The sequence below is a fragment of the Streptomyces sp. NPDC051662 genome (assembly GCF_040681655.1).
Classification (GTDB): Bacteria; Actinomycetota; Actinomycetes; order Streptomycetales; family Streptomycetaceae; genus Streptomyces.
Genome location: NZ_JBFAZD010000004.1, coordinates 449469 through 469554, shown reverse-complemented (window position 1 = coordinate 469554; position 20086 = coordinate 449469). Strand labels below are relative to the sequence as shown.

Genomic DNA, 20086 nt, shown 5'->3' with positions numbered 1-20086 from the left:
AGGAATCCGGGCCTTCGTTCTCTTCCAGTAGCGGGGACAGGATTTGAACCTGCGACCTCTGGGTTATGAGCCCAGCGAGCTACCGAGCTGCTCCACCCCGCGCCGTTGAATGCAACTCTACGCCATCCGGAGCAAGATCATCACCACGCGGCGCACCGACGGCCAGGACTGGTCCGCGAAGATCCGGCCTGAGCCGAACGAAAGGCCCTAGGCCGCCTCGACGACATCCGCGCGGACCGCGACGGCCCACTCCACCAGAAGTCGCTGGTAGCGCTCCTGCTCGGCGGGCGGCAGCGCGCCACCGGCCCGTGCCCACAGGGCACGGATCTCCGCGTTGACGACAGCGGCGGACCTGACAGCGCGTAACGAGTCGCCGTCACCGGAAGCGGGGGAAGAAGTGGACGAGGAAGCGAACATAGGAGCAAGGCTACGGCCAGCCACTGACGATCGGCAGAGCGTGTCCCCCTACGCTTACACCGGTGATTGAAACCATCGTGTTCGACGTCGGCGAGACCCTCGTCCGCGACGACCGCTACTGGGCGTCCTGGGCCGACTGGCTGGGCATTCCCCGACACACCATCTCCGCGCTCGTCGGCGCCGCCACCGTCCAGAACCGGGACAACGCCGACGCCCTCCGCCTCATCAAACCCGGCATGGACGTCGGCGAGGCGTACCGCGCCAGGGAGGCCGCCGGCCGCGGTGACCATCTCGACGAGTCCGATCTCTACCCCGATGTCCGGCCCGCGCTGGCGAGCATCAGGGCCCTCGGCGTCCGCGTCGTCCTCGCGGGCAACCAGACCGTCAGGACCGGGGAGCTGCTGCGCGGCCTCGATCTGCCCGTCGATCTCGTCGCCACCTCGGGCGAGTGGGGCGTCGAGAAGCCGTCGCAGGAGTTCTTCGCGCGCGTCATCGAGGCATCGGGGGCCGCGCCCGACCGGACGGTGTACGTGGGCGACCATCCCGCGTACGACCTGTTCCCCGCCCGGGAGGCGGGTCTGCGCGCCGCCCATCTGCGGCGCGGGCCGTGGGGCTATCTGTGGGCGGACGACCCGGAGGTGATCGAGGCGGCGGACTGGCGGGTCGACAATCTGACGCAGCTCGCCGTGATCGCGGCGGAGCAGCGGGAGCGAGCCGAGCCGGCCGAGCGAACCGAGAGGGCGGAACGGGCGGACCACCAGGGCTGACAGGGCTGAGAGCGCTGAGGGGGCTGACGGAACGGGGTGGGCGAAGGGCGACGGGGGCGCCGGGGGCGCCGGGGGGCGGCGCACCACGCCGGCTCACACCACGCTGTACTCGTGCGCGGGGCCGCCCTGCCACTCCACCCAGGCCGGGTCGTCCAGCAGTTCCCAGGCGTCCGGCAGCCCCGCCAGACGCAGGAATTCGATCAGATGGTCGTCGGAGTGGGCGAGCCCCATGATCCGCCCACGGACCGTGACCCGCCGCCCGCCTGTCCCTGACGCCCGGTGGACGACGATCGGTGCATCACTCATAGGCCCAAGAGTGCGTCGATCTCGCCCCATCCGCAGCATCTGGGACCCGGATCTTTTCGGCACGGGCTGTCGGCTGGATCACACCGGTCGTGCGGTCCTCCCACGACGTACACATCGACCGAGAATGTCTCGGCAAAGGGGGAAGATGTCCGCGCGGGGCGCCATGCCTGCCCGCTTACGCCTCGGCGAGCCGAATCGCGTATCGAATTCCCTGCAGTTCCCTCCTCGCCCGCGCCGAGAGTTCCCGGTCGTCGAGCAGCGCCGGCAGACACGCGCTGAGCGCGCTCCCCGCCGGGCCGCCGGGCCGCAGCAGATTCGGCCGGGCCGCCAGCAGCGCCCACAGGGTGTGGACATTGAGGTCGAAGAACCCGTGACGCGGTGTCAGCCCCCCTACGAGGTGACGCATCAGCTTGTCGCCCGGCCAGCGGCCCGGGGTACGGGCGGCGATGAAGTCGTCGGACAGCTGGATGTGCGGTGCCTCGCCGATCCAGTACGCCCAGTAGTTCAGATTGGCGGCCTCGCTCGCGTCGTCGTCGACGAGGGTGCTGTCGATGAAGTGGCGCATCCGGTCCCGGTCCCCCTGCCGGGCGGCGACGGCCGCCACCGAGCGGGAGTAGAGCCACACCGACAGCCAGTCGTCCGGCCGTTCGACGCGCTGCTGGCGGGCCAGCCAGCCGGGGGTGTCGGCCCGGTCGTCATAGCCGGCCAGATACAGGGCCTGGCGCCGCAGCAGGAAGCTCTCCGCCCCGCGGGCCCGCTCGGCGGTGCGCCGCATCTCCGAGAAGAAGCGGCGGCGGTCCACGGCCGCCAGCTCGGGGCCTTGGGGCACCGGCCCCCGCCGGGGACGCGGCGGCTCGGGCAGCGCGCTCAGATACGTGGGAGCGACCCCGTTCAGAGGCCAGGCGAGCACCTCGACCAGATCCCGCCGCATGACGCACGCGCCCAGCGGGTTGGCCTCGTACGAGAAACCGCCGTCCAGCGCGCCGGCGAGCAGGACGTCCGCCTCCATGGCGCGCTCCAGGGACAGCAGCAGCGCGGGGACCGTACCCAGCCGCATCAGCCGGTGGCTGTACACGAACAGCTGCCCCACGGGTACGGCGGTCAGCGCCCGCCGCCCCGACTCCCATCCGGCGACGGTGTCGGCCGACACCCGGAACTGCTCGGCCAGGGCCTCCTGCGTGAGCCCCAGTTGCTCACGGATGATCCGGAACACGGAACCGGACACGATCCCCGCACGGGCCCTGGGCGCGCTTTCCCGACTGCCGGTCAGGGTGAACCGCGGAACGTTCGGCACGGGGTCCCCAATCGCACGCGGACCGGGGCCGGCTACCCGTACCCGTGGTCACTTCAAGCGGTGAACTCCGCTCCCTACTGTCATGAGCCCAGTAGCGGACGGGCAACTCAGCGTAGTAGGAGAGGCGTCATGCCGATTGCCGTACCGCCGCCCGCACCCGGTCGGCACGGCGCGGAAGCCACACCTACGGATGACGCGGCAACCCCGGCGACGACGGACGGACACGAAGTGGAAGCGGCCCAGTGACACCGAAGGTGCCCGCCTACACGGCGCCGGCGTGCCGCATCGAGGAGCACGCGGAATGCCACGGCCCGGGCGAGACCCGGCTCCCCTGGCAGTCACGCACAGGACCGGCGATCGAAACGCTGCGCTGCGACTGCCCCTGCCACGCCACCCCCCAACGCCACTTGCACGCGGCGCCGCCCCTGCCGTCCCCCCAACCGGCCCGCGTCCAGGCGGCGGCTCCGGCGCCGGGAGGACTCCTCAACTGGGGCTGAGACGGTCTGTCCCGCGACTTTCGCGGCGTCGCGTGTGGTGTTCATTCGCGCGGGTCCCGGCGGAAGACGCGTCGCGAGCAACGGGCCCGTACATGCCGGAAAATGATGAGAGACCCCGGCCAGATATGTTCTGGCCTGGGCCTCCCGCGGTAGGCCGTGTGGGACTCGAACCCACAACCAACGGATTAAAAGTCCGCTGCTCTGCCAATTGAGCTAACGGCCCTCGGCACAACACACACGAGCATAGCCCGCCCTCGGCCCTGCGCCGATCGGGTATCCCGTCGTGGGTATGTCGCGCGTCGGCGCGGGTGTCTGCGCGGTTCGCGGGGGAGGTGTCGGCAGGGTGGCCGGAGGCGGTATTCGTGGGTCCGAGGTGGACGGGGTGTCCGTAACCTCGGGGCCTCGGAGGTCTCAGGCCCTCGGACGCGGGCAGGGCCCGTGCGCCACCTCGGGGGTGGGGCACGGGCCCTGTTCGTGCGTCAGGCCCGATGACGGGCCGTTGGCGGACGGTCAGCCGTTGCGCTTCCAGCGCGGCTTGTCGTCGCGGCGGCCGAAGGAGCCGGTGCCGGTGCCCGTCGTGCCGCCTCGGTGGTCGTCACGGCGGGTGGAGGGGCGGTCGTGGCCGCCGGGGCGGAAGCCGCTCGACGGGCGGTCGTCGCGGCGGTCGCGGTTGAACGGGCGGTCGCTGCCACGGTGGTCACGGCGCTCGAAGGAGCGGCCACCGCGGTCGTCACGGCGCTCGGCACCGCGGTCGTTACGGTCGTCCCGACGGTCACGGTTGAAGCCACCGCGCTCGCCACCCCGGTCGTCACGGCGCTGGAACCCGCCGCGGTCACCACCGCGGTCGTCCCGACGGTCACGGTTGAAACCGCCCCGCTCGCCACCCCGGTCGTCACGGCGCTGGAAGCCACCGCGGTCACCGCCACGGTCGTCCCTGCGCTCGTCCCGGCGGAAGCCACCGCGGTCGTCGCGACGCTGGAACCCGCCACGGTCACCACCGCGCTCCGCGCCGCGCTCGGCACCGCGGTCGTCGCGCGGCGTGTAGCCGCGCGCGCCGCCCCGGCCGCTCCGCTCGCCGCGGTCGTCGCGGCGCCCGAAGTTGCCCCGGTCGTCGCGGCTGTCCCTGCGCTCCTCGCGCTGCGCCGGTACGGCAGCGGCGGCGGCAGCCGCCTCCTCGACCGCGCGCTCGGCCTCGGCGGCCACCTCGGCCACCGCCGCCTCCGGGTCGTCGCCCCGCTCGCGCGCCGCACGGGCGACCAGGCGCTCGGCCTCCTCGCGCAGTTCGGCGGCGCGGCGCTGCACCCGCTCAAGCTGCTTGGCCAGCTCCGCGGCCTCGCGCTCGGCCTGCTTGGCCGCATTGTTCGCCGAGTCCGCCTGGACCTCGGTGAGCGAACGGGCGCCGGTGATCTCGGCGACCTCCGGGTCGAACGCGCCGGCTCCGCCGACCATGTGGCGCGAGGCGTCCACGCCCGCGTCCTCCATCAGCCGGAAGATCTGGCGGCGCTGGTGCGGCAGCGCCAGTGAGACGACGACACCCGACTTGCCGGCCCGCGCCGTACGGCCCGAGCGGTGCAGATAGTCCTTGTGGTCCCCGGCCGGGTCCACGTTCAGCACGAGGTCGATACCGTCCACGTGGATACCGCGCGCGGCGACATCGGTGGCGACCAGCGCGTTGACGTAACCGTCCTTGAAGTCGGCCAGCGTCCGGGTCCGCGCGCCCTGCGTCATACCGCCGTGCAGCGCGTCGGCCTTCACACCCGAGTCGCGCAGCTGCTCGGCGATACGGTCGGCGCCCAGCTGTGTCCGTACGAAGATGATCGTGCGGCCCTTACGGGCGGCGATCGCCGCGGTGACCGGGGCCTTGTCCTTCGGCTTCACGACGAGCACGTGGTGCGTCATGGTCGTGACATTGCCCTGGGCGCTGTCGACCTCGTGGCTGACCGGGTTGGACAGATAGCGCTTGACCAGCGTGCTGATCTCGTTCTCCATCGTGGCGGAGAAGAGCATGCGCTGACCGCCCGCGGGCACCAGGTCGAGCAGCTCGGTGACCTCGGGCATGAAGCCCAGGTCCGACATCTGGTCGGCCTCGTCGAGGATCGCGATCTGGATCTGCTCAAGCGAGCAGGCGCCGCGGTTGATGATGTCGCGCAGTCGGCCCGGGGTGGCGACGAGGATGTCGACCCCGCGCTCCAGCGCGTAGATCTGGTTGCCCATCGACGTACCGCCGCAGACGACCTTCATCTTCAGGCCGAGCACATCGCCGTACGGCTGGAGGGCGTCCGCGACCTGCATCGCCAGCTCGCGGGTCGGGGTGAGGATGACACCGCGGGGCTTCTTCTTCTCGGTGTGGCCGCCGGCCAGCGTGGCCAGCAGCGGCAGACCGAAGGAGAGGGTCTTGCCGGAGCCGGTACGGCCTCGGCCCAGGATGTCCTTGCCCGCCAGCGCGTCCGGGATGGTCGCGGCCTGGATCGGGAAGGGGGCGGTGACGCCGTTCTGGGTGAGCTTGCGGACGATGCCGTCCGGGAGGCCCAGATCGCCGAAGCTGAGCCCGGGGGCCTCATCGGCGTCTGACGCCTCGTCAGCCTCGAAGGCCTCTTCGGTGTCGGAGGCCTCGGTCGCCGTCTCGGGGGCCACGACGGCCTCCGCGCTCTCGACGATCTCGGCGGTCACGTCGGCGACCGTCTCGGGGGACTCGTTCTCGGGCATGACGGCGTGGTCAGTACTGGAAATGGACATGCGAAATGCGAAACCTTCCGGAGTCTCGGCACGCGCCCAAACTCCGTGATTCGCAAATCGACCGCCTCAATGCGGTCAGCCACGGCAAGGGAGAGTACGCGCCACGCGGCGCTCTTCTGTGTCGGCGCCGGGCAATGATCAAACGATCTACTACCATACGCACCCTCCCCCCTCTTAGGCAAACCGCCTCCGCCGCGACCTCCCTCACACCGGTCCGAGCTGCGGCGATGCCGCGGGCTCCGTCCGCATCCCCATCCCGTCGCCGGCCGACCTCGCGCTCGCACGGACATCCGCCGCCGGTGACGCGGACGGCTGCTCCGGCGGCTTCGTCGGCTCCGGCTCGGGCTGCGGTTCGGGGTCCGGGGGTCCCGGCGGCGGGGAGGCGGGCGGCGCCGGGCGCGTGGGCTCCTTGGGCGGTGCGGGCCCGTCGCCCGGCGGCACCGGCTTCCCCGGTGTCGGACGCGTGCCCTTCGAGGGCTCGGGCGAGGGCGTGACGCCGGAACTGGCGCTCGGCGAAGCGCCGTTGTCCTCCGTATCGCCCGTATCGCCCGTTCCCTCGCCTTCGCCCTTACCGTCCCGGCCCTCCTTCCCCCGGCCGTCCGCGCCGCTCGGCTCCGGGTCGCCGCTCTCCGTACGGCCCTGCCAGGCATAGGGCTCACCGGCCCCTGCTCCCTCGCCCGTGACGCCGTCGGGCTCGGCCGCGGCGCCCCGGCCCTCCGCCGACCGCGAGGGCGCCGGCTTTCCTTCGTCCTCGCCGACGCTCATGCAGCCTGTGGAGGCCGCGACCGCCAGTGACGTGACGATCCAGACGGCGAGACGGCCTGGTGCGGACAACTGGCGCACGAGTGGCACCTCCGGGGGCGTGGAACGGGTCTCCCCGCCGACGGCGGGGGAAGGGTTTCACTGCTCAACTCCCTTTTCCCCGCCGGGGACACGCCCGGGACATATCCCGCACCCGCGCGTCCGGAAGGCGGGGGCCGTTCCGCCGGACTCTGCTGGACAATGGCGATGTGCTGGAGATGACACGCGAGACCTTCGAAGAGCTGGTGAGCCAGGCCCTCGATCAGATCCCACCGGAGCTGACCAAGGTCATGGACAACGTCGCCGTCTTCGTCGAGGACGAACCGGACGCGTCCGACCCCGAGCTGCTGGGGCTCTACGAGGGGACTCCGCTCACGGACCGCGGCGAGTGGTACGCCGGGGTGCTGCCCGACCGCATCTCCATCTACATGGGGCCGACCCTGCGCTACTGCGAGACCCCCGAGGAGGTGGTGCACGAGGTCTCCGTGACCGTCGTCCATGAGATCGCCCACCACTTCGGCATCGCGGACGACAGGCTGCACGAGCTGGGCTGGGGCTGAGCCCGGCCCCGTCGGAACCGGACCGGACCCGGGGCCCGCCCACTACTCCTGATGGCGGCAGTCAGGCATGGCCGGCCCTCATCGTGGGCATACGCGACCAATGGCCCGTGATGTACCACGCTTCCCGTTCCGTACCTCGCTCACCCGCATCCAGGGCCATCTCAGTTCCAGCCGCGACGCCCCCACCAGCGCCCTGGTCCACTCCCCGCACCCCTACGCCCGCGCGCTCGGGCTGTTCACCGTCGTCCTCCTCGGCGCCTGGCTCGGGCTGCTGATCGTCGGCAGCGTCAAGACCCCGGTCGGTCCGATGGACACCAAGATGACGCTGCGCCCGTCCCTGACCGGCGGCACCAAGATCAATGTCTCGCCGCTGGGCGCGCTGGAGCTGAGCACGCACACCGCCCCCATCCGTCTCGACGTCGATGTGGACCAGCTGGACCCCGTACGGTCCCAGGCGCTCGTCGAGCACCCCGAGCGGCTCTCCGGTCTCCAGGGCGAGGTCAGCCACGACGTCATGGACGGCACCACCGAGCTGGCCGTACGGTCCGTCGTCGCCGTCGTCTCCGGAGCCACCGCCCTCGGGCTCGCCGTCTACCGCCGTCCCCGCCGCGCCCTCGTCGCCGGCGGGCTGGCGCTCACGCTGCTGGCCGCCTCGGGCGTCGGCGCGTACGCCACCTGGAACCCCAAGTCGGTGCTTGAGCCGCGGTTCTCCGGACTGCTCTCCTCCGCCCCGCAGGTGGTCGGCAGCGCGCGTTCGATCGTGAACGATTTCAACGTCTACCAGAAGGAGTTGGCGCGGCTGGTCACCAACGTGACCAAGCTGTACGACGCCGCCTCGACGCTCCCGACCTTCCAGCCTGACCCGGCCACCCTCCGGGTACTGCATGTCTCGGACATCCATCTCAACCCGGCGGCCTGGCACATCATCGGCTCCCTCGTCGAGCAGTACGGGATCCACGTGATCATCGACTCCGGCGACACCATGGACCACGGCGCCTCCGCCGAGAACACCTTCCTCGACCCGATCGCCGACCTCGACGTCCCGTACGTCTGGGTGCGCGGCAACCACGACTCGCGCGGCACTCAGGAGTATCTGCGGCGCATGAAGAACGTCCGGGTCCTGGACGAGGGCCGGGCCGTCACCGTCGCCGGGGTACGGGTGGCGGGCAGCGGCGATCCGCAGTTCACCCCCGACCGCTCGGTGGAGGCCCAGGGCGACCCGGCGGAACGCATGACGGGCATCAGGCTCGCCTCGGCCCTCCGCGACCAGCAGCGGGCCGGCACGCCCGTGCATATCGCGGTCGCCCACAACCCGGTGGCCGCGCGGGAGACCGACGGTCTCGTCCCGCTGGCTCTCTCGGGCCATATCCACCACCGCGAGACCCAGATGCTGCCGCACGGCACCCGGCTGAAGATCGAGGGCTCCACGGGCGGCGGCGGGCTGCGCGCCGTGCAGAACGAGACCCCGGAGAAGGTGCAGATGTCCGTGCTCTATCTGGACCGGACGACCAAGCGGCTCCAGGCCTGGGACGAGATCACCCTCGGCGGGCTGGGGCTGACGACCGCCGAGGTCAGCCGCCATCTTCCGCAGGAGATCGGCACACCGGGGTCCGGCGCCTCGCCCGGCCCCGATCCGTCGGGCACGGGCGGTACGGGACCGTCGTCGGGCACCGGCTCCCCGGCACCGCCGTCCGGCTCCCCCGCACGCACGCCGGGCGCCGCCTCGCCCGCACCCGGCGCCGGGGCGCCCTCGCCCACCCCGCCGGACGTCCCCCTGCCCGCTCCCTAAACCGTTTTGGCGATAGCTCTGCCCATCCCATATGCTTCTCACGTCCCCGACGCGCTGCAAAGCGCCCAGGCGGGCCCTTAGCCCTCATCGTCTAGTGGCCCAGGACGCCGCCCTTTCAAGGCGGTAGCACGGGTTCGAATCCCGTTGGGGGCACGCAAAATGGTACGTGTGCGGATTTTTCGCATACGTATACCTGGTCCTGTGGAGCAGTTTGGAGTGCTCGCCACCCTGTCAAGGTGGAGGCCGCGGGTTCAAATCCCGTCAGGACCGCTTGCAGCCGAGAGGCTGCGTGGCTGGGTAGCTCAGTTGGTACGAGCGATCGCCTGAAAAGCGATAGGTCGCCGGTTCGATCCCGGCCCCAGCCACCGGAGTGAGAACGTCCCGGACGGTATGCCGTCCGGGACGTTCTCGTTGCGTGCCCCAGCAAAGTCCGACGGCGGAAGCGGGGACCGGCCGGCCCTCCGGGGGATGTGAGGGCCGGCCGGCGTTCTGGGGGGGCCGAGATCAAGAAGGTGTGTCCGCAGGGCCGGGGTCGGCGTAGGAGCCGATGATCCTGATCAGGATGCCGTTCGCGTGACGCAGTTCCTCGTTCTCCGCCTCAAGATGGGAGATGCGACGCTCGGTCAAGCGGCAGGGCCGGTAGCGGAGTTCCGCGCGAACAGGCTCGGGATGCAGGTTGTGATCCACGTTCTTCCCCTCCTGGATTCGGTTCTGGGACGAGTCGGGCGGTACGGATCAGGCCGTGAGCTTGCGCCTGGTTTCGGCGGCCAGGAAGGTCGCGCCGAGCATGAGCAGGGCCGCCGCGTAGAAGAGGGGCGTGGGCCCGGCCGGCGCGCCCCCGTCGCGGACGGCGCCCATGAAGTCAAGGGCCGCCACCTTGTTGACCACCAGGTACCAGATCGGCAGGTAGACCGCCTGGAACACCCGGTGAGTGCGGCACACGACGCCGAGCAGCATGGCCAGCGAGGGGACGAACAGCACACCCGCCAGCCAGGCGGCGAGGCCCGGGACGTCCGCCGCGAGCGTCATGCGGATCAGCGGGGCCAGACCCAGGACAGCCGTCAGCACGACGCCGGCCCCCCATTCGGCCAGCAGCCTCCGGCGGACCGCCGGGTACGCGCCCAGCAGGCCCTCCATGCCGTGCTCCACCTGCTGGCTGCCCAGGCGGGACCAGATCAGCACGGGCCAGATCCAGACCGCGGGGAGGGCGAGCCCGGTCACAAGGTCGCCGGGCACGGCGAGTCCGGCCACGGTCAGCGCGGCGGCCACCACCCACCACCACGGGGAGACGCCACCCACCAGGATGCGTACCTCCCCGGCGAGGAGCCGGCCGAAGGTGCCGCCGCTCTCGGTGGCCGTCTTCGGCAGCGTGAGGGCAGTGGTGGGCACCGGGCGGTATACGGGTGTGGCGGGCCCGGGGACGTGTGCCCCGGCCAGGAGACCGGCGGCGGCCTCGTCCTCGGCGGAGACCCGCGCGGCGTCGCCGCGTCGGTCGCGCGAGGGGTCGAAGCGGCCGAACCAGAGGGCGGGCAGCAGGGCCAGCGCCACCGCGATCACCACGATCAGCAGGCGGCTCGCGAGGAACCCACCACCAAGTTCGAACCCGTCCCAGCGGAACGGCGTGAGCGGTTCGGCGACCTGCGTGAGACCGAGGCTGAAGACGCGGTCGCCTCCTTTCCCGAGCTCCTCGGTCAGCGCCGCCCCCATCGAGTCGGTGGCCCGGCCGACGCCGAGCCCGCCGAGCGGGGCGTCCGAGGACTGCCCGCCGATCCCCACCACCAGGGCGACGAAGAACCAGATCACGTTGCCGACGCCGCCGCGCAGCACCGGGACGGTCTCGAAGAGCACGGCCGCGGCGGCCGTCAGCGCCAGCAGAGGCAGCGCCATCACCAGGAAGGGTTTGAGCAGGGCGACCAGGTCGATCCCCCGGTCCTCCCGGATGACGCCGAGGTAGGCGTCCTCCAGGTCCGGGGCGACCTGAATGGCGTCGCCGACCGGGGGCTGGGTCGACAGAACCCGCAGCCGTACTCCGGTCGAGGTGCGGATCATGCGGCTGACCACGTAGTGGCCCTGCACGGCGGAGACGGCGGAGGGGTCGACGAGGATCTCCCAGACCCGTCCCTCCAGGTCCCCCATCAGCTCCTCAGGGGCGCCCCGGCGCAGGAACCGCCCGTCGGCCATGACCGCGATGTCGGAGGCGACGGACTCCACGTCGGAGACGATGTGGGTCGACAGCATCACCACGCGGTCGGCGGACAGGTCGCTCAGCAGGTTGCGGAACCGGACCCGCTCCTCGGGGTCGAGGCCGGCGGTGGGTTCGTCGACCACGATCACCCGGGGGTCGCCGAGGAGTACCTGGGCGATGCCGACCCGGCGCAGCATGCCGCCGGAGTAGGCGCCCAACGGCCGCTTCACGGCCTCGGTGAGGTTGACCAGTTCGAGCAGTTCCTCGATCCGGGCCTTGGCCGAGCGGGCGGAGAGGCCCTTGGCGGCGGCGAGGTAGGCGAGGAACTCGCGCGAGGTCAGGTGCGGGTAGACGCCGAAGTCCTGCGGCAGGTAGCCGAGGTGCCGGCGGATCGCGTCCGGGTCGGCGGTGAGGTCGGTCCCCTCGTAGCGGAGGGTTCCGCTGGTAGGCCTCGTCACCGTGGAAATGATCCGCATCAGGGAGGACTTCCCCGCGCCGTTGGGGCCGAGCAGGCCCACCATTCCGTGGCCGAGGGTCATGGAGAGGCCGTCGACCGCGCGTTTGCCTCCCTTGTAGACCTTGGTGATGTCGATCAGCTCAAGCATGGTCTCCGCCTTCTCCGACTGCTCTGCCCGGCAGTTCTGCGTACGTGAGGGGGTGGTTCGGGGCCCGGCTCGCGGCCCGATCAGCCCTTGAGGTCGGTAGCGTTGCCGTTGCGCAGCACGGTGGTGTCGCGCGGCACCTCGACGCGGAACTTGGTGTCGCAGTCGGCCAGGCCGCTGCAGGAGGCGTCCAGGTCGAGCGTGTCGTCCTTCAGCTCCCAGGTGATGTCGGAGCCACCGAGCGAGGCGCCCTCGTCGAACCACAGGGTGACGCGGACGTCCTTGATGTCGGCGGCGACCAGGTCGGTCGGGTGTCGTTGGTGCGGACGTTCAGCTGCTTGCCGCTGAAGGCGAACGTCCTCTCCTGCGGATCGGCCTTCTTCGAGTCGGCGCAGGCGGTGGTGGTGAGCAGCAGGCCGGCGCTAAGGGCGATCAGAGTGGTGGCGGTCCTGCCGCGGGTGTTCTTGCCTCGGATGAACATCGGGTTCTCCGTCTCCGGTCGGATGGTGATGGCTTCAGATTCCCGGAGTGCGGGCCCGCTGCCATCTGCCGTTCGGCAGATATCCGGGGACGGACTGTCACCCCGGGCCCGGTCGGACCGACGGCCCGTCCAGGGGCAGCACGCCGACGACGGTCCAGCCCACCGGACCTGGCCCCGCTTCGAACCTGCCCCGCAGACCGTCGAAGTGCGCGGTGAGCGCCACCAGGCCGGTACCGCCGTCGGCGCGGGGGGGCGGGGGCGTGCCCGGCGGGCAGCCCGCCGTCGTCGGCGACGGCGACCCTGAGCCCGGCCGTGTCGCGAGCCACCGCGACCGTCACCAGGCGGGCCTCGGGGGCGTGCCTGCGGATATTGGTCAGCGCTTCGATGACCAGGCGGTACGCGGCGTTCTCGACCTCCCGGGGCAGGGTCCCTGCAAGCCCGGGCGGCAGGTCGAGGGCCGTTCGGACGCTGCCGGCCCCCTCGAACAGACCGGGCGGGTTGAACGAATAGGAGAGGCGTACCGCGGTACCTCCGGCATGGCCGAAGCGTGAACCCGCCGCAATCCTCATCTTCGACTTGAGTGCTTTGCCTAACAATTGCTCTTCCAGTAATCCCACGTCACATTTCAGCCAGAGAAAGAACCCGCCGTGCGAAGGGGCCGCGGTCCACCCGGACTGCTCCAGCGGCTCGGCGGACCTGGCGAGGGCTATCCGCAGCATGTGTTCGCCTTCCGAGGGCTCGGCCCAGTGGAACTGCCGGCAGGGCAGGGCGAAGACGCGGTGACGCTGGAGCTCCTCCCAGACCTCGGTGCCGGTGCGCCCCGCGAAGGCCACCCGCTCCACGCTGCTGCGGCTCTCGGGGTCGGGGAAGCCGAATCGGGTCCCGAGAACAGCGGCTCCTGACACCGTGTGCGAGACTGGTGCTCGCACATCGCTTGGTCCTGTGGAGCAGTTTGGAGTGCTCGCCACCCTGTCAAGGTGGAGGCCGCGGGTTCAAATCCCGTCAGGACCGCTTGCAGCCGAGAGGTTGCGTGGCTGGGTAGCTCAGTTGGTACGAGCGATCGCCTGAAAAGCGATAGGTCGCCGGTTCGATCCCGGCCCCAGCCACTTCGGCCCGCGAGGGCGGCAGCCCCCCACCGAGAATCTCGGCGGGGGGCTTCTCTTATGCTCCCGTTCCCTTACGCACCGGCTCGGCACTCTCAGCACCCTCAGCCCGCTCAGCCCGCTCGTCGCGCTCCGCGCGGTCAGCACGGCCGCGGAACCAGCGCACCAGTGTGATCACCGCCACCACCAGCACCACCGCGCCCAGCAGCGCCCAGTCCGGGATCGCCGCACCGACCCCGCGCGCCCACTGTTCGGTGGCGAAGGAGTCGTCGACCGAGAGCAGCCCCGGCAGCGCCGTCGTCCCGTCGAAGGCGAGGAAGACCGCGCCCAGGACGATGAAGAAAAGCCCCGAGAGCAGCGAGGTCGTATGCAGCTCGAAGCGGCCGAGCCGGAAGGCCCGGCCGCGCAGCCACCGCCGCCCGCCGAGATCGAAGCGTTCCCAGAGCAGGGCGAGCAGGAACAGCGGTACGGCCATGCCGAGCGCGTACACCGCGAGCAGCAGCCCGCCGTAGGCCGGACTGCCGCTCAGCGCGGCCACGGTCAGCACGCTGCCGAGGATCGGGCCCGCGCAGAACCCGGCGAGCCCGTAGACCATGCCGAGCGCGTACACGGACAGCGCGGTCGTCGGACGGATCCGGCCCGACAGCGCGGCCATACGGCGCGAGGCGAAGCCCATGCCGATGATCTGGGCGACCCCGAGCGCGATGATCAGCCAGCCGCCGGTGGTGACCAGCAGATCGCGGTGCCCGTAGAACAGCCGGCCGGCGAAGGAACCGGCGGCGCCCAGCGGGACGAGTGTGGTCGCGAGGCCGAGGTAGAAGATGCCGGTACGGGCCAGGAGCCGGCCGGCCGAGTCGATGGAGTACGCGAAGAACGCGGGCAGGAGCAGCGCGCTGCACGGGCTGAGCAGCGCGAGGAGGCCGCCGATCAGGGCGACCGGATACCCGATGTCGGTCATCGGTCCTCCTTGCCGTCCGTATCCGCCTTGCCGCTCTTCTCGGCCCCGGGGGCGTCCGTCGCCGCGTCCGCCGCGGCTTTCGCCGACTCGATGGCCTGGGTGAAGGTCTCGTCCGGCTGCGCGCCGGCGATGGGGCGGCCGTTGATGAGGAAGGACGGGGTGGATGTGGCGCCGAGGCCGAACGCCTCCTCCTGGTCCTTCCGTACGGCCGCGGCGGCGGCGTCCCCGGCACGGTCGCGCTGGAACCGCTCCAAGTCCTTCACCCCGGCCTCCCGGGCGAGCGCGGCGAGCCGGTCGTCGCCGAAGCCCTTCTCCTTCGAGCCCTCGGCGTACGCGGCCGAGTGGAACTCCCAGAAGCGGCCCTGCTGTCCGGCGGCCCAGCCGGCGCGGGCGGCGGCCTCCGACTCCTCACCGAAGAGCGGGAAGTTGCGCCACTCGATGCGCAGCGTGCCCTTCTTGACGTACTTCTCGATGAGGCCGGGCTCGGTGTCCCGGGCGAACTTGCCGCAGTAGCCGCACTTGAAGTCGGCGTACTCGACGAGGACGACCGGCGCGTCCGCGCGGCCGACGGCGAGGGGGTCGGCTCCGTCGCGGCGGGCGAGCTTGGCCAGCTCGGAATAGACCCCGGCCCCCGGCTCCGCGGAGACCTCGGCGGCCGGGCTTTCCCCGGTCGTGACGCTGGTGGAGGCGTCGGACGTGGTGGTGGCGGGTTTGGTCGCGGTGTACGAGACGACGCCGAGCAGGGCGGCGGCGGCCACGACACCGGCGCCGATGGCGACGGCACGGCGGGAGGACATGCGGGAAGGCTGTGCGGACATGGGTGATCGACTCTCCGTTGCGATCCGTGAAGACGTGAAGAAGGGGGACGAAAGCGGCGGACGCAGCCGGCCCCTATACGCGCAGTACGGAGAGATCGACCGGAGAGGGCGCGGCGACCGGCGGCGGCCCGCGATCGGGTATCACGGCGAGCACGGCCTGAGCGATGCCCCACGCGTCGCCGGTGTCGCGGGCGTCGCACAGCGCGGGCAGCAGTTCATGGACCAGGCTGCCGCGCGCGGGGGCGATGGGCGGGGTGCCCGTATCGTCCCGGTCGCCGCGCCCACAGCCCGGAGTCCGACCGCCGTACCCGCCACCGGCCGTCACGGTCTCTGTCTCGGTCCCGAAAGCGCCGGAAGCCCCGGCAGCCCCGGCAGCCCCGGCAGCCGCCACTGTCCCGACGGTCCCCACCGCCGGCGGGGAAGCCGATACGAAGTCCGACGCCGCCGCCGACGGAAGGCAGAACAGCAGCGCGACCAGCATCCCCAGCAGCGCCCCGCCCATGCCCACACCCACGAAGCGGCGGCGCCTGCTTCCGGTGGGCACGCGGGTCATCAGGGGAGCCTCTCCGGGCGACGGCGGTACGGGGACGAGCGCTACGAGGACGGGGGACGGGGGACGGGGGACGGACCGGGTACGGGGTACGGGGGGCCCGCCTCGCATCGTAAGGGGTGCTCATCCCCATCGGGCAATACGGCCCTTCGACCCGCCGCACCGCCGCGCCGGGTCCGCCGCTGAAATGGGTTCGCCACTCCCGAGCCGCGGGTGAGATCCTGGGCCAGGTATGTCTACTTCCTTCGCCGACCTCCAGACCCTGCTGGCCGACGTCTCGCTGCGTGACGCGCAGCGGCTCGGCCGCCGTCTCGAAGGCGCACGGCGCATCCGTAAGCCCGACGCGCGGCAGGCCGTGCTGGACGAGATCGCGGGTCAGGCCGAGAAGGCCGCCGAGCGGACGCGGCTGCGCGCCGGGCGGATGCCCGCCGTCTCGTACCCCGAGCAGCTGCCCGTCAGCCAGAAGAAGGACCAGATCCTGGAGGCGATACGCGACCACCAGGTCGTGATCGTCGCCGGGGAGACCGGGTCGGGCAAGACGACCCAGATCCCCAAGATCTGCCTGGAGCTGGGCCGCGGTGTCCGCGGCATGATCGGGCACACCCAGCCGCGCCGGATCGCCGCCCGTACGGTCGCGGAACGTGTCGCGGAGGAGCTGGACACACCGCTGGGCGAGGCCGTCGGCTGGAAGGTCCGCTTCACCGATCAGGTCGACCAGGACGCGACGTTCGTCAAGCTGATGACGGACGGGATCCTGCTCGCCGAGGTCCAGACGGACCGCGAGCTGCTCGCGTACGACACGATCATCATCGACGAGGCCCATGAGCGAAGCCTCAACATCGACTTCCTGCTCGGCTATCTCGCCCAGCTGCTCCCCAGACGCCCCGACCTCAAGGTCGTCATCACCTCCGCGACCATCGACCCGGAACGTTTCTCCCGGCACTTCGCGGACGCGCCCATCGTGGAGGTCTCGGGCCGTACGTACCCGGTCGAGGTCCGCTACCGGCCCCTGCTGGAGGAGGACGGCGACGAGGGCGACCGCGACCAGATCACCGCGATCTCCGAAGCCGTGGACGAACTCCAGCGGGAGGACCCCGGTGACATCCTGGTCTTCCTCTCCGGCGAGCGCGAGATCCGCGACACCGCCGACGCCCTGCAGAAGCTCCAGCACCGGAACACCGAGGTTCTGCCGCTCTACGCCCGGCTCTCGCACGCCGAGCAGAACCGGGTGTTCCAGAAGCACAGCGGACGCCGGATCGTCCTCGCGACGAACGTCGCCGAGACCTCGCTGACCGTCCCCGGCATCAAGTACGTGATCGACCCGGGCAACGCCCGGATCTCCCGCTACAGCCATCGCACCAAGGTCCAGCGGCTGCCGATCGAGAAGATCTCCCAGGCCAGCGCCAACCAGCGCAAGGGCCGCTGCGGCCGTACGTCGGACGGCGTCTGCATCCGGCTCTACTCCGAGGAGGACTTCGAGTCGCGCCCGGAGTTCACCGACGCCGAGATCCTCCGTACGAATCTGGCGTCCGTCATCCTCCAGATGACCGCGGCCGGGCTCGGCGACATCGAGAAGTTCCCGTTCATCGATCCGCCGGACCACCGCAATATCCGCGACGGTGTGCAGCTGCTCCAGGAGCTGGGCGCGTTCGATCCGTCGCAGGCCGCGCAGAAGGATCCGAAGAAGCGGCTCACGCCGCTCGGCCGCAAGCTCTCCCAGCTCCCCGTGGACCCGCGGCTGGCCCGGATGGTCATCGAGGCCGACCGCAACGGCTGCGTACGCGAAGTGATGGTGATCGCCGCCGCGCTCTCCATCCAGGACCCGCGCGAGCGGCCCGTCGAGAAGCAGGCCCAGGCAGACCAGCAGCACGCCCGGTTCAAGGACGAGACGTCCGACTTCCTGGCCTTCATCAATCTCTGGCGCTACATCAGGGAGCAGCAGAAGACGCTGTCCTCCTCGGCCTTCCGCCGGATGTGCAAGTCGGAGTATCTGAACTTCCTGCGGATCCGCGAGTGGCAGGACATCTACGCGCAGCTGCGTACGGTCGCCAAGCAGATGGGTATCCACCTCAACGAGGAGGACGCGGCGGACCAGCCCATCCATGTCTCGCTGCTGGCCGGGCTCCTCTCGCATATCGGGATGAAGGATGTGAAAGACGGCGCCAAGAACGAGTATCTGGGCGCCCGCAGCGCGAAGTTCGCGGTGTTCCCCGGCTCGGCGCTTTTCAAGAAGCCGCCGCGCTTCCTCATGTCCGCCGAGCTGGTGGAGACCTCCCGGCTCTGGGCGCGAGTCAACGCGAAGATCGAGCCCGAGTGGATCGAGCCCCTGGCCGGCCATCTCCTCAAGCGGACGTACAGCGAGCCGCACTGGGAGAAGGACATGGCGGCCGTGATGGCGTACGAGAAGGTGACGCTGTACGGGGTGCCGATCGTCGCCCAGCGCAAGGTGAATTTCGGCCGAATCGACCCGGAGGCGTCCCGGGAGCTGTTCATCCGCCACGCGCTGGTCGAGGGCGACTGGCGCACGCACCACCAGTTCTTCCATGACAATCGCAAACTCCTGGGCGAGGTCGAGGAGTTGGAGCACCGCGCCCGGCGCCGCGACATCCTCGTGGACGACGAGACGCTCTACGACTTCTACGACCGGCGGGTGCCGGACGAGGTGGTCTCCGGCGCGCACTTCGACTCGTGGTGGAAGAAGAGACGCCGCGAGGAGCCGGAGCTGCTCGACTTCGAGCGCTCGATGCTCATCAACGAGAGGGCCGGCTCGGTCACCAAGGACGACTACCCGGACTCCTGGCGGCAGGGGCCGCTCAAGTTCCGGGTGACGTACCAGTTCGAGCCGGGTACGGACGCGGACGGCGTGACCGTCCATGTCCCGCTCCATGTGCTCAACCAGATCACCTCCGAGGGCTTCGACTGGCAGATCCCGGGCCTGCGCGAGGAGGTGGTCATGGAACTGATCCGCTCCCTGCCCAAGCCGATCCGCCGCCACTACGTGCCCGCGCCGAACTACGCCAAGGCGTTCCTGGAGCGGGCCGTGCCCCTCCAGGAACCGCTGCCGGTGACACTGGCCCGCGAGCTCCAGCGGATGGTCGGGGTGCCGGTCACGGCCGACGACTTCGATCCCGCCCGGATGCCCGACCATCTCAGGATCACGTTCCGTATCGTCGACGAGCGGCGCCGCAGGGTCGCCGAATTCGCCGAGGGGAAAGACCTGGAGGCGCTCAAGCTCCAGCTGCGCCCCAAGGCCCGCCAGGCGCTCTCCAAGGCCGCCGCGGCCACCGCCGAACGCTCGGGCGGCGAGGCGATCGAACGTACGGGGCTGACGGAGTGGACGATCGGCACGCTCTCCCAGGTCTTCGAGACCCGGCGGGCCGGCCAGCCGGTCAAGGCGTACCCGGCGCTGGTCGACCAGGGCGCGACCGTGGCCGTGCGGCTCTTCGACACCGAGGCGGAGCAGCGGCAGGCGATGTGGGCGGGTACGCGCCGGCTGATCCTGCTGAACATCCCGGTGAACCCTGCGAAGTTCGCCTCCGACAAGCTCACCAACCAGCAGAAGCTGGCGCTCTCCCGCAATCCGCACGGCTCCATCCAGGCGCTCTTCGACGACTGCGCCATGGCCGCCGCCGACAAGCTGATCGCGGACCACGGGGGTCCGGCGTGGGACGAGGAATCGTTCCGGAAGCTGTACGACAAGGTGCGCGCCGATCTCGTCGACGCGACCGTACGGACCATCGGGCAGGTCCAGCAGATCCTGGCCGCCTGGCAGGCCTGTGAGCGCCGTCTGAAGGCCACGGGCAGTCCGACGCTGATCAACAACGTCCAGGACGTCAGGGACCAGCTGGCGGCCCTCGTACCGGCCGGCTTCGTCACCCGCACCGGGCTGCGCAGACTGCCCGACCTGATGCGCTATCTCGTCGCGGCGGACCGCCGGCTCCAGCAGATGCCGACGAACGTCCAGCGCGACACCACCCGCATGGCGAAGGTCCATGAGATGCGGGACGAGTACGCCTGGCTGCTCGAACAGCTCCCGCGGGGACGACCGGTGCCGCAGCAGGTGCTGGACATCCGCTGGATGATCGAGGAGCTGCGGGTGAGCTACTTCGCGCACGCGCTGGGCACCGCGCAGCCCGTCTCGGACAAGCGGATCATCAAGGCGATCGACGCGGCGGCGCCGTAACGCGTTCATGGCGGAGGGTGCGCGGGGAGTGAGTTCGAC

Annotated in this window: 15 protein-coding genes, 7 tRNA genes and 1 pseudogene; 10 read left to right on the top strand and 13 right to left on the bottom strand. The window is 70.8% G+C overall.

Annotation, left to right across the window (positions count from 1 at the left end):
• Positions 1 to 28 precede the first annotated feature (28 nt).
• Positions 29 to 102, bottom strand: a tRNA-Met gene (locus tag AB0M67_RS09870).
• Positions 103 to 207: 105 nt separating this feature from the next.
• Positions 208 to 417 carry a hypothetical protein gene (locus AB0M67_RS09865; protein ID WP_365744417.1) on the bottom strand — a complete coding sequence of 70 codons (210 nt, stop codon included), beginning with the start codon at positions 415 to 417 and terminating at the stop codon, positions 208 to 210.
• Between the two features lie 65 nt (positions 418 to 482).
• Here AB0M67_RS09865 and AB0M67_RS09860 point away from each other — a divergent pair, with 65 nt between their 5' ends.
• The gene (locus AB0M67_RS09860; protein ID WP_365744495.1) at positions 483 to 1184 is read left to right on the top strand and encodes an HAD family hydrolase; all 702 of its coding nucleotides are present in this window, start codon (positions 483 to 485) and stop codon (positions 1182 to 1184) included.
• 93 nt (positions 1185 to 1277) lie between these two features.
• Here AB0M67_RS09860 and AB0M67_RS09855 read toward each other — a convergent pair whose 3' ends face one another.
• Together AB0M67_RS09855 and AB0M67_RS09850 are read right to left on the bottom strand one after the other, a co-directional pair.
• The gene (locus AB0M67_RS09855) at positions 1278 to 1490 is read right to left on the bottom strand and encodes a hypothetical protein (protein ID WP_249951663.1); all 213 of its coding nucleotides are present in this window, start codon (positions 1488 to 1490) and stop codon (positions 1278 to 1280) included.
• Between the two features lie 175 nt (positions 1491 to 1665).
• The gene (locus AB0M67_RS09850) at positions 1666 to 2715 is read right to left on the bottom strand and encodes a helix-turn-helix domain-containing protein (RefSeq protein WP_365744415.1); all 1050 of its coding nucleotides are present in this window, start codon (positions 2713 to 2715) and stop codon (positions 1666 to 1668) included.
• Between the two features lie 311 nt (positions 2716 to 3026).
• On the opposite strand from AB0M67_RS09850, the gene AB0M67_RS09845 reads away from it, so the two are divergent.
• Complete coding sequence (locus tag AB0M67_RS09845; RefSeq protein ID WP_365744413.1) at positions 3027 to 3281, top strand: hypothetical protein; 255 nt, start codon at positions 3027 to 3029, stop codon at positions 3279 to 3281.
• Between the two features lie 150 nt (positions 3282 to 3431).
• On the opposite strand, the gene AB0M67_RS09840 is transcribed toward AB0M67_RS09845, so the two are convergent.
• The 3 genes from AB0M67_RS09840 to AB0M67_RS09830 all read right to left on the bottom strand — a co-directional run bounded on the left by AB0M67_RS09840 (position 3432) and on the right by AB0M67_RS09830 (position 6860).
• A tRNA-Lys gene (locus AB0M67_RS09840) sits at positions 3432 to 3504 on the bottom strand.
• Between the two features lie 287 nt (positions 3505 to 3791).
• Entirely contained in the window at positions 3792 to 6017 is a 2226-nt protein-coding gene (locus AB0M67_RS09835; protein ID WP_365744411.1) for a DEAD/DEAH box helicase, read from the bottom strand.
• Between the two features lie 204 nt (positions 6018 to 6221).
• Positions 6222 to 6860 carry a hypothetical protein gene (locus tag AB0M67_RS09830; protein WP_365744409.1) on the bottom strand — a complete coding sequence of 213 codons (639 nt, stop codon included), beginning with the start codon at positions 6858 to 6860 and terminating at the stop codon, positions 6222 to 6224.
• 167 nt (positions 6861 to 7027) lie between these two features.
• Here AB0M67_RS09830 and AB0M67_RS09825 point away from each other — a divergent pair, with 167 nt between their 5' ends.
• The 5 genes from AB0M67_RS09825 (at position 7028) to AB0M67_RS09805 (ending at position 9532) form a co-directional block, all read left to right on the top strand.
• Entirely contained in the window at positions 7028 to 7378 is a 351-nt protein-coding gene (locus AB0M67_RS09825; protein ID WP_249951658.1) for a metallopeptidase family protein, read from the top strand.
• A gap of 100 nt (positions 7379 to 7478) precedes the next feature.
• Positions 7479 to 9167 carry a metallophosphoesterase gene (locus tag AB0M67_RS09820; protein WP_365744406.1) on the top strand — a complete coding sequence of 563 codons (1689 nt, stop codon included), beginning with the start codon at positions 7479 to 7481 and terminating at the stop codon, positions 9165 to 9167.
• Positions 9168 to 9247: 80 nt separating this feature from the next.
• Positions 9248 to 9320: transfer RNA gene (locus AB0M67_RS09815), tRNA-Glu, on the top strand.
• A gap of 42 nt (positions 9321 to 9362) precedes the next feature.
• Positions 9363 to 9437: transfer RNA gene (locus AB0M67_RS09810), tRNA-Asp, on the top strand.
• 21 nt (positions 9438 to 9458) lie between these two features.
• Positions 9459 to 9532, top strand: a tRNA-Phe gene (locus AB0M67_RS09805).
• Positions 9533 to 9671: 139 nt separating this feature from the next.
• Here AB0M67_RS09805 and AB0M67_RS09800 read toward each other — a convergent pair.
• From AB0M67_RS09800 to AB0M67_RS09790, 3 genes and pseudogenes are all read right to left on the bottom strand, one after another.
• A complete protein-coding gene (locus AB0M67_RS09800; protein WP_365744404.1) occupies positions 9672 to 9854 on the bottom strand; it encodes a hypothetical protein in 183 nt (60 codons plus the stop codon).
• 1248 nt (positions 9855 to 11102) lie between these two features.
• Positions 11103 to 11957 (bottom strand): annotated as a pseudogene (locus AB0M67_RS09795) (ABC transporter ATP-binding protein); the annotation flags it as partial.
• 208 nt (positions 11958 to 12165) lie between these two features.
• Positions 12166 to 12435: a hypothetical protein gene (locus tag AB0M67_RS09790; RefSeq protein ID WP_365744402.1), complete on the bottom strand. Its 270-nt coding sequence runs from the start codon at positions 12433 to 12435 to the stop codon at positions 12166 to 12168.
• A 936-nt stretch (positions 12436 to 13371) separates the two neighbouring features.
• On the opposite strand from AB0M67_RS09790, the gene AB0M67_RS09785 reads away from it, so the two are divergent.
• Together AB0M67_RS09785 and AB0M67_RS09780 are read left to right on the top strand one after the other, a co-directional pair.
• Positions 13372 to 13446: transfer RNA gene (locus AB0M67_RS09785), tRNA-Asp, on the top strand.
• A 21-nt stretch (positions 13447 to 13467) separates the two neighbouring features.
• Positions 13468 to 13541: transfer RNA gene (locus tag AB0M67_RS09780), tRNA-Phe, on the top strand.
• 55 nt (positions 13542 to 13596) lie between these two features.
• Here AB0M67_RS09780 and AB0M67_RS09775 read toward each other — a convergent pair.
• From AB0M67_RS09775 to AB0M67_RS09765, 3 genes are all read right to left on the bottom strand, one after another.
• Positions 13597 to 14496: a cytochrome c biogenesis CcdA family protein gene (locus tag AB0M67_RS09775; protein ID WP_365744400.1), complete on the bottom strand. Its 900-nt coding sequence runs from the start codon at positions 14494 to 14496 to the stop codon at positions 13597 to 13599.
• A complete protein-coding gene (locus tag AB0M67_RS09770; protein ID WP_365744398.1) occupies positions 14493 to 15293 on the bottom strand; it encodes a thioredoxin domain-containing protein in 801 nt (266 codons plus the stop codon). The genes AB0M67_RS09775 and AB0M67_RS09770 overlap by 4 nt, the downstream gene beginning before the upstream one ends.
• A gap of 94 nt (positions 15294 to 15387) precedes the next feature.
• Positions 15388 to 15867 carry a hypothetical protein gene (locus AB0M67_RS09765; protein WP_365744396.1) on the bottom strand — a complete coding sequence of 160 codons (480 nt, stop codon included), beginning with the start codon at positions 15865 to 15867 and terminating at the stop codon, positions 15388 to 15390.
• A 229-nt stretch (positions 15868 to 16096) separates the two neighbouring features.
• Here AB0M67_RS09765 and hrpA point away from each other — a divergent pair, with 229 nt between their 5' ends.
• The gene (hrpA, locus tag AB0M67_RS09760; RefSeq protein WP_365744393.1) at positions 16097 to 20047 is read left to right on the top strand and encodes an ATP-dependent RNA helicase HrpA; all 3951 of its coding nucleotides are present in this window, start codon (positions 16097 to 16099) and stop codon (positions 20045 to 20047) included.
• The last annotated feature ends 39 nt before the right edge of the window (positions 20048 to 20086 follow it).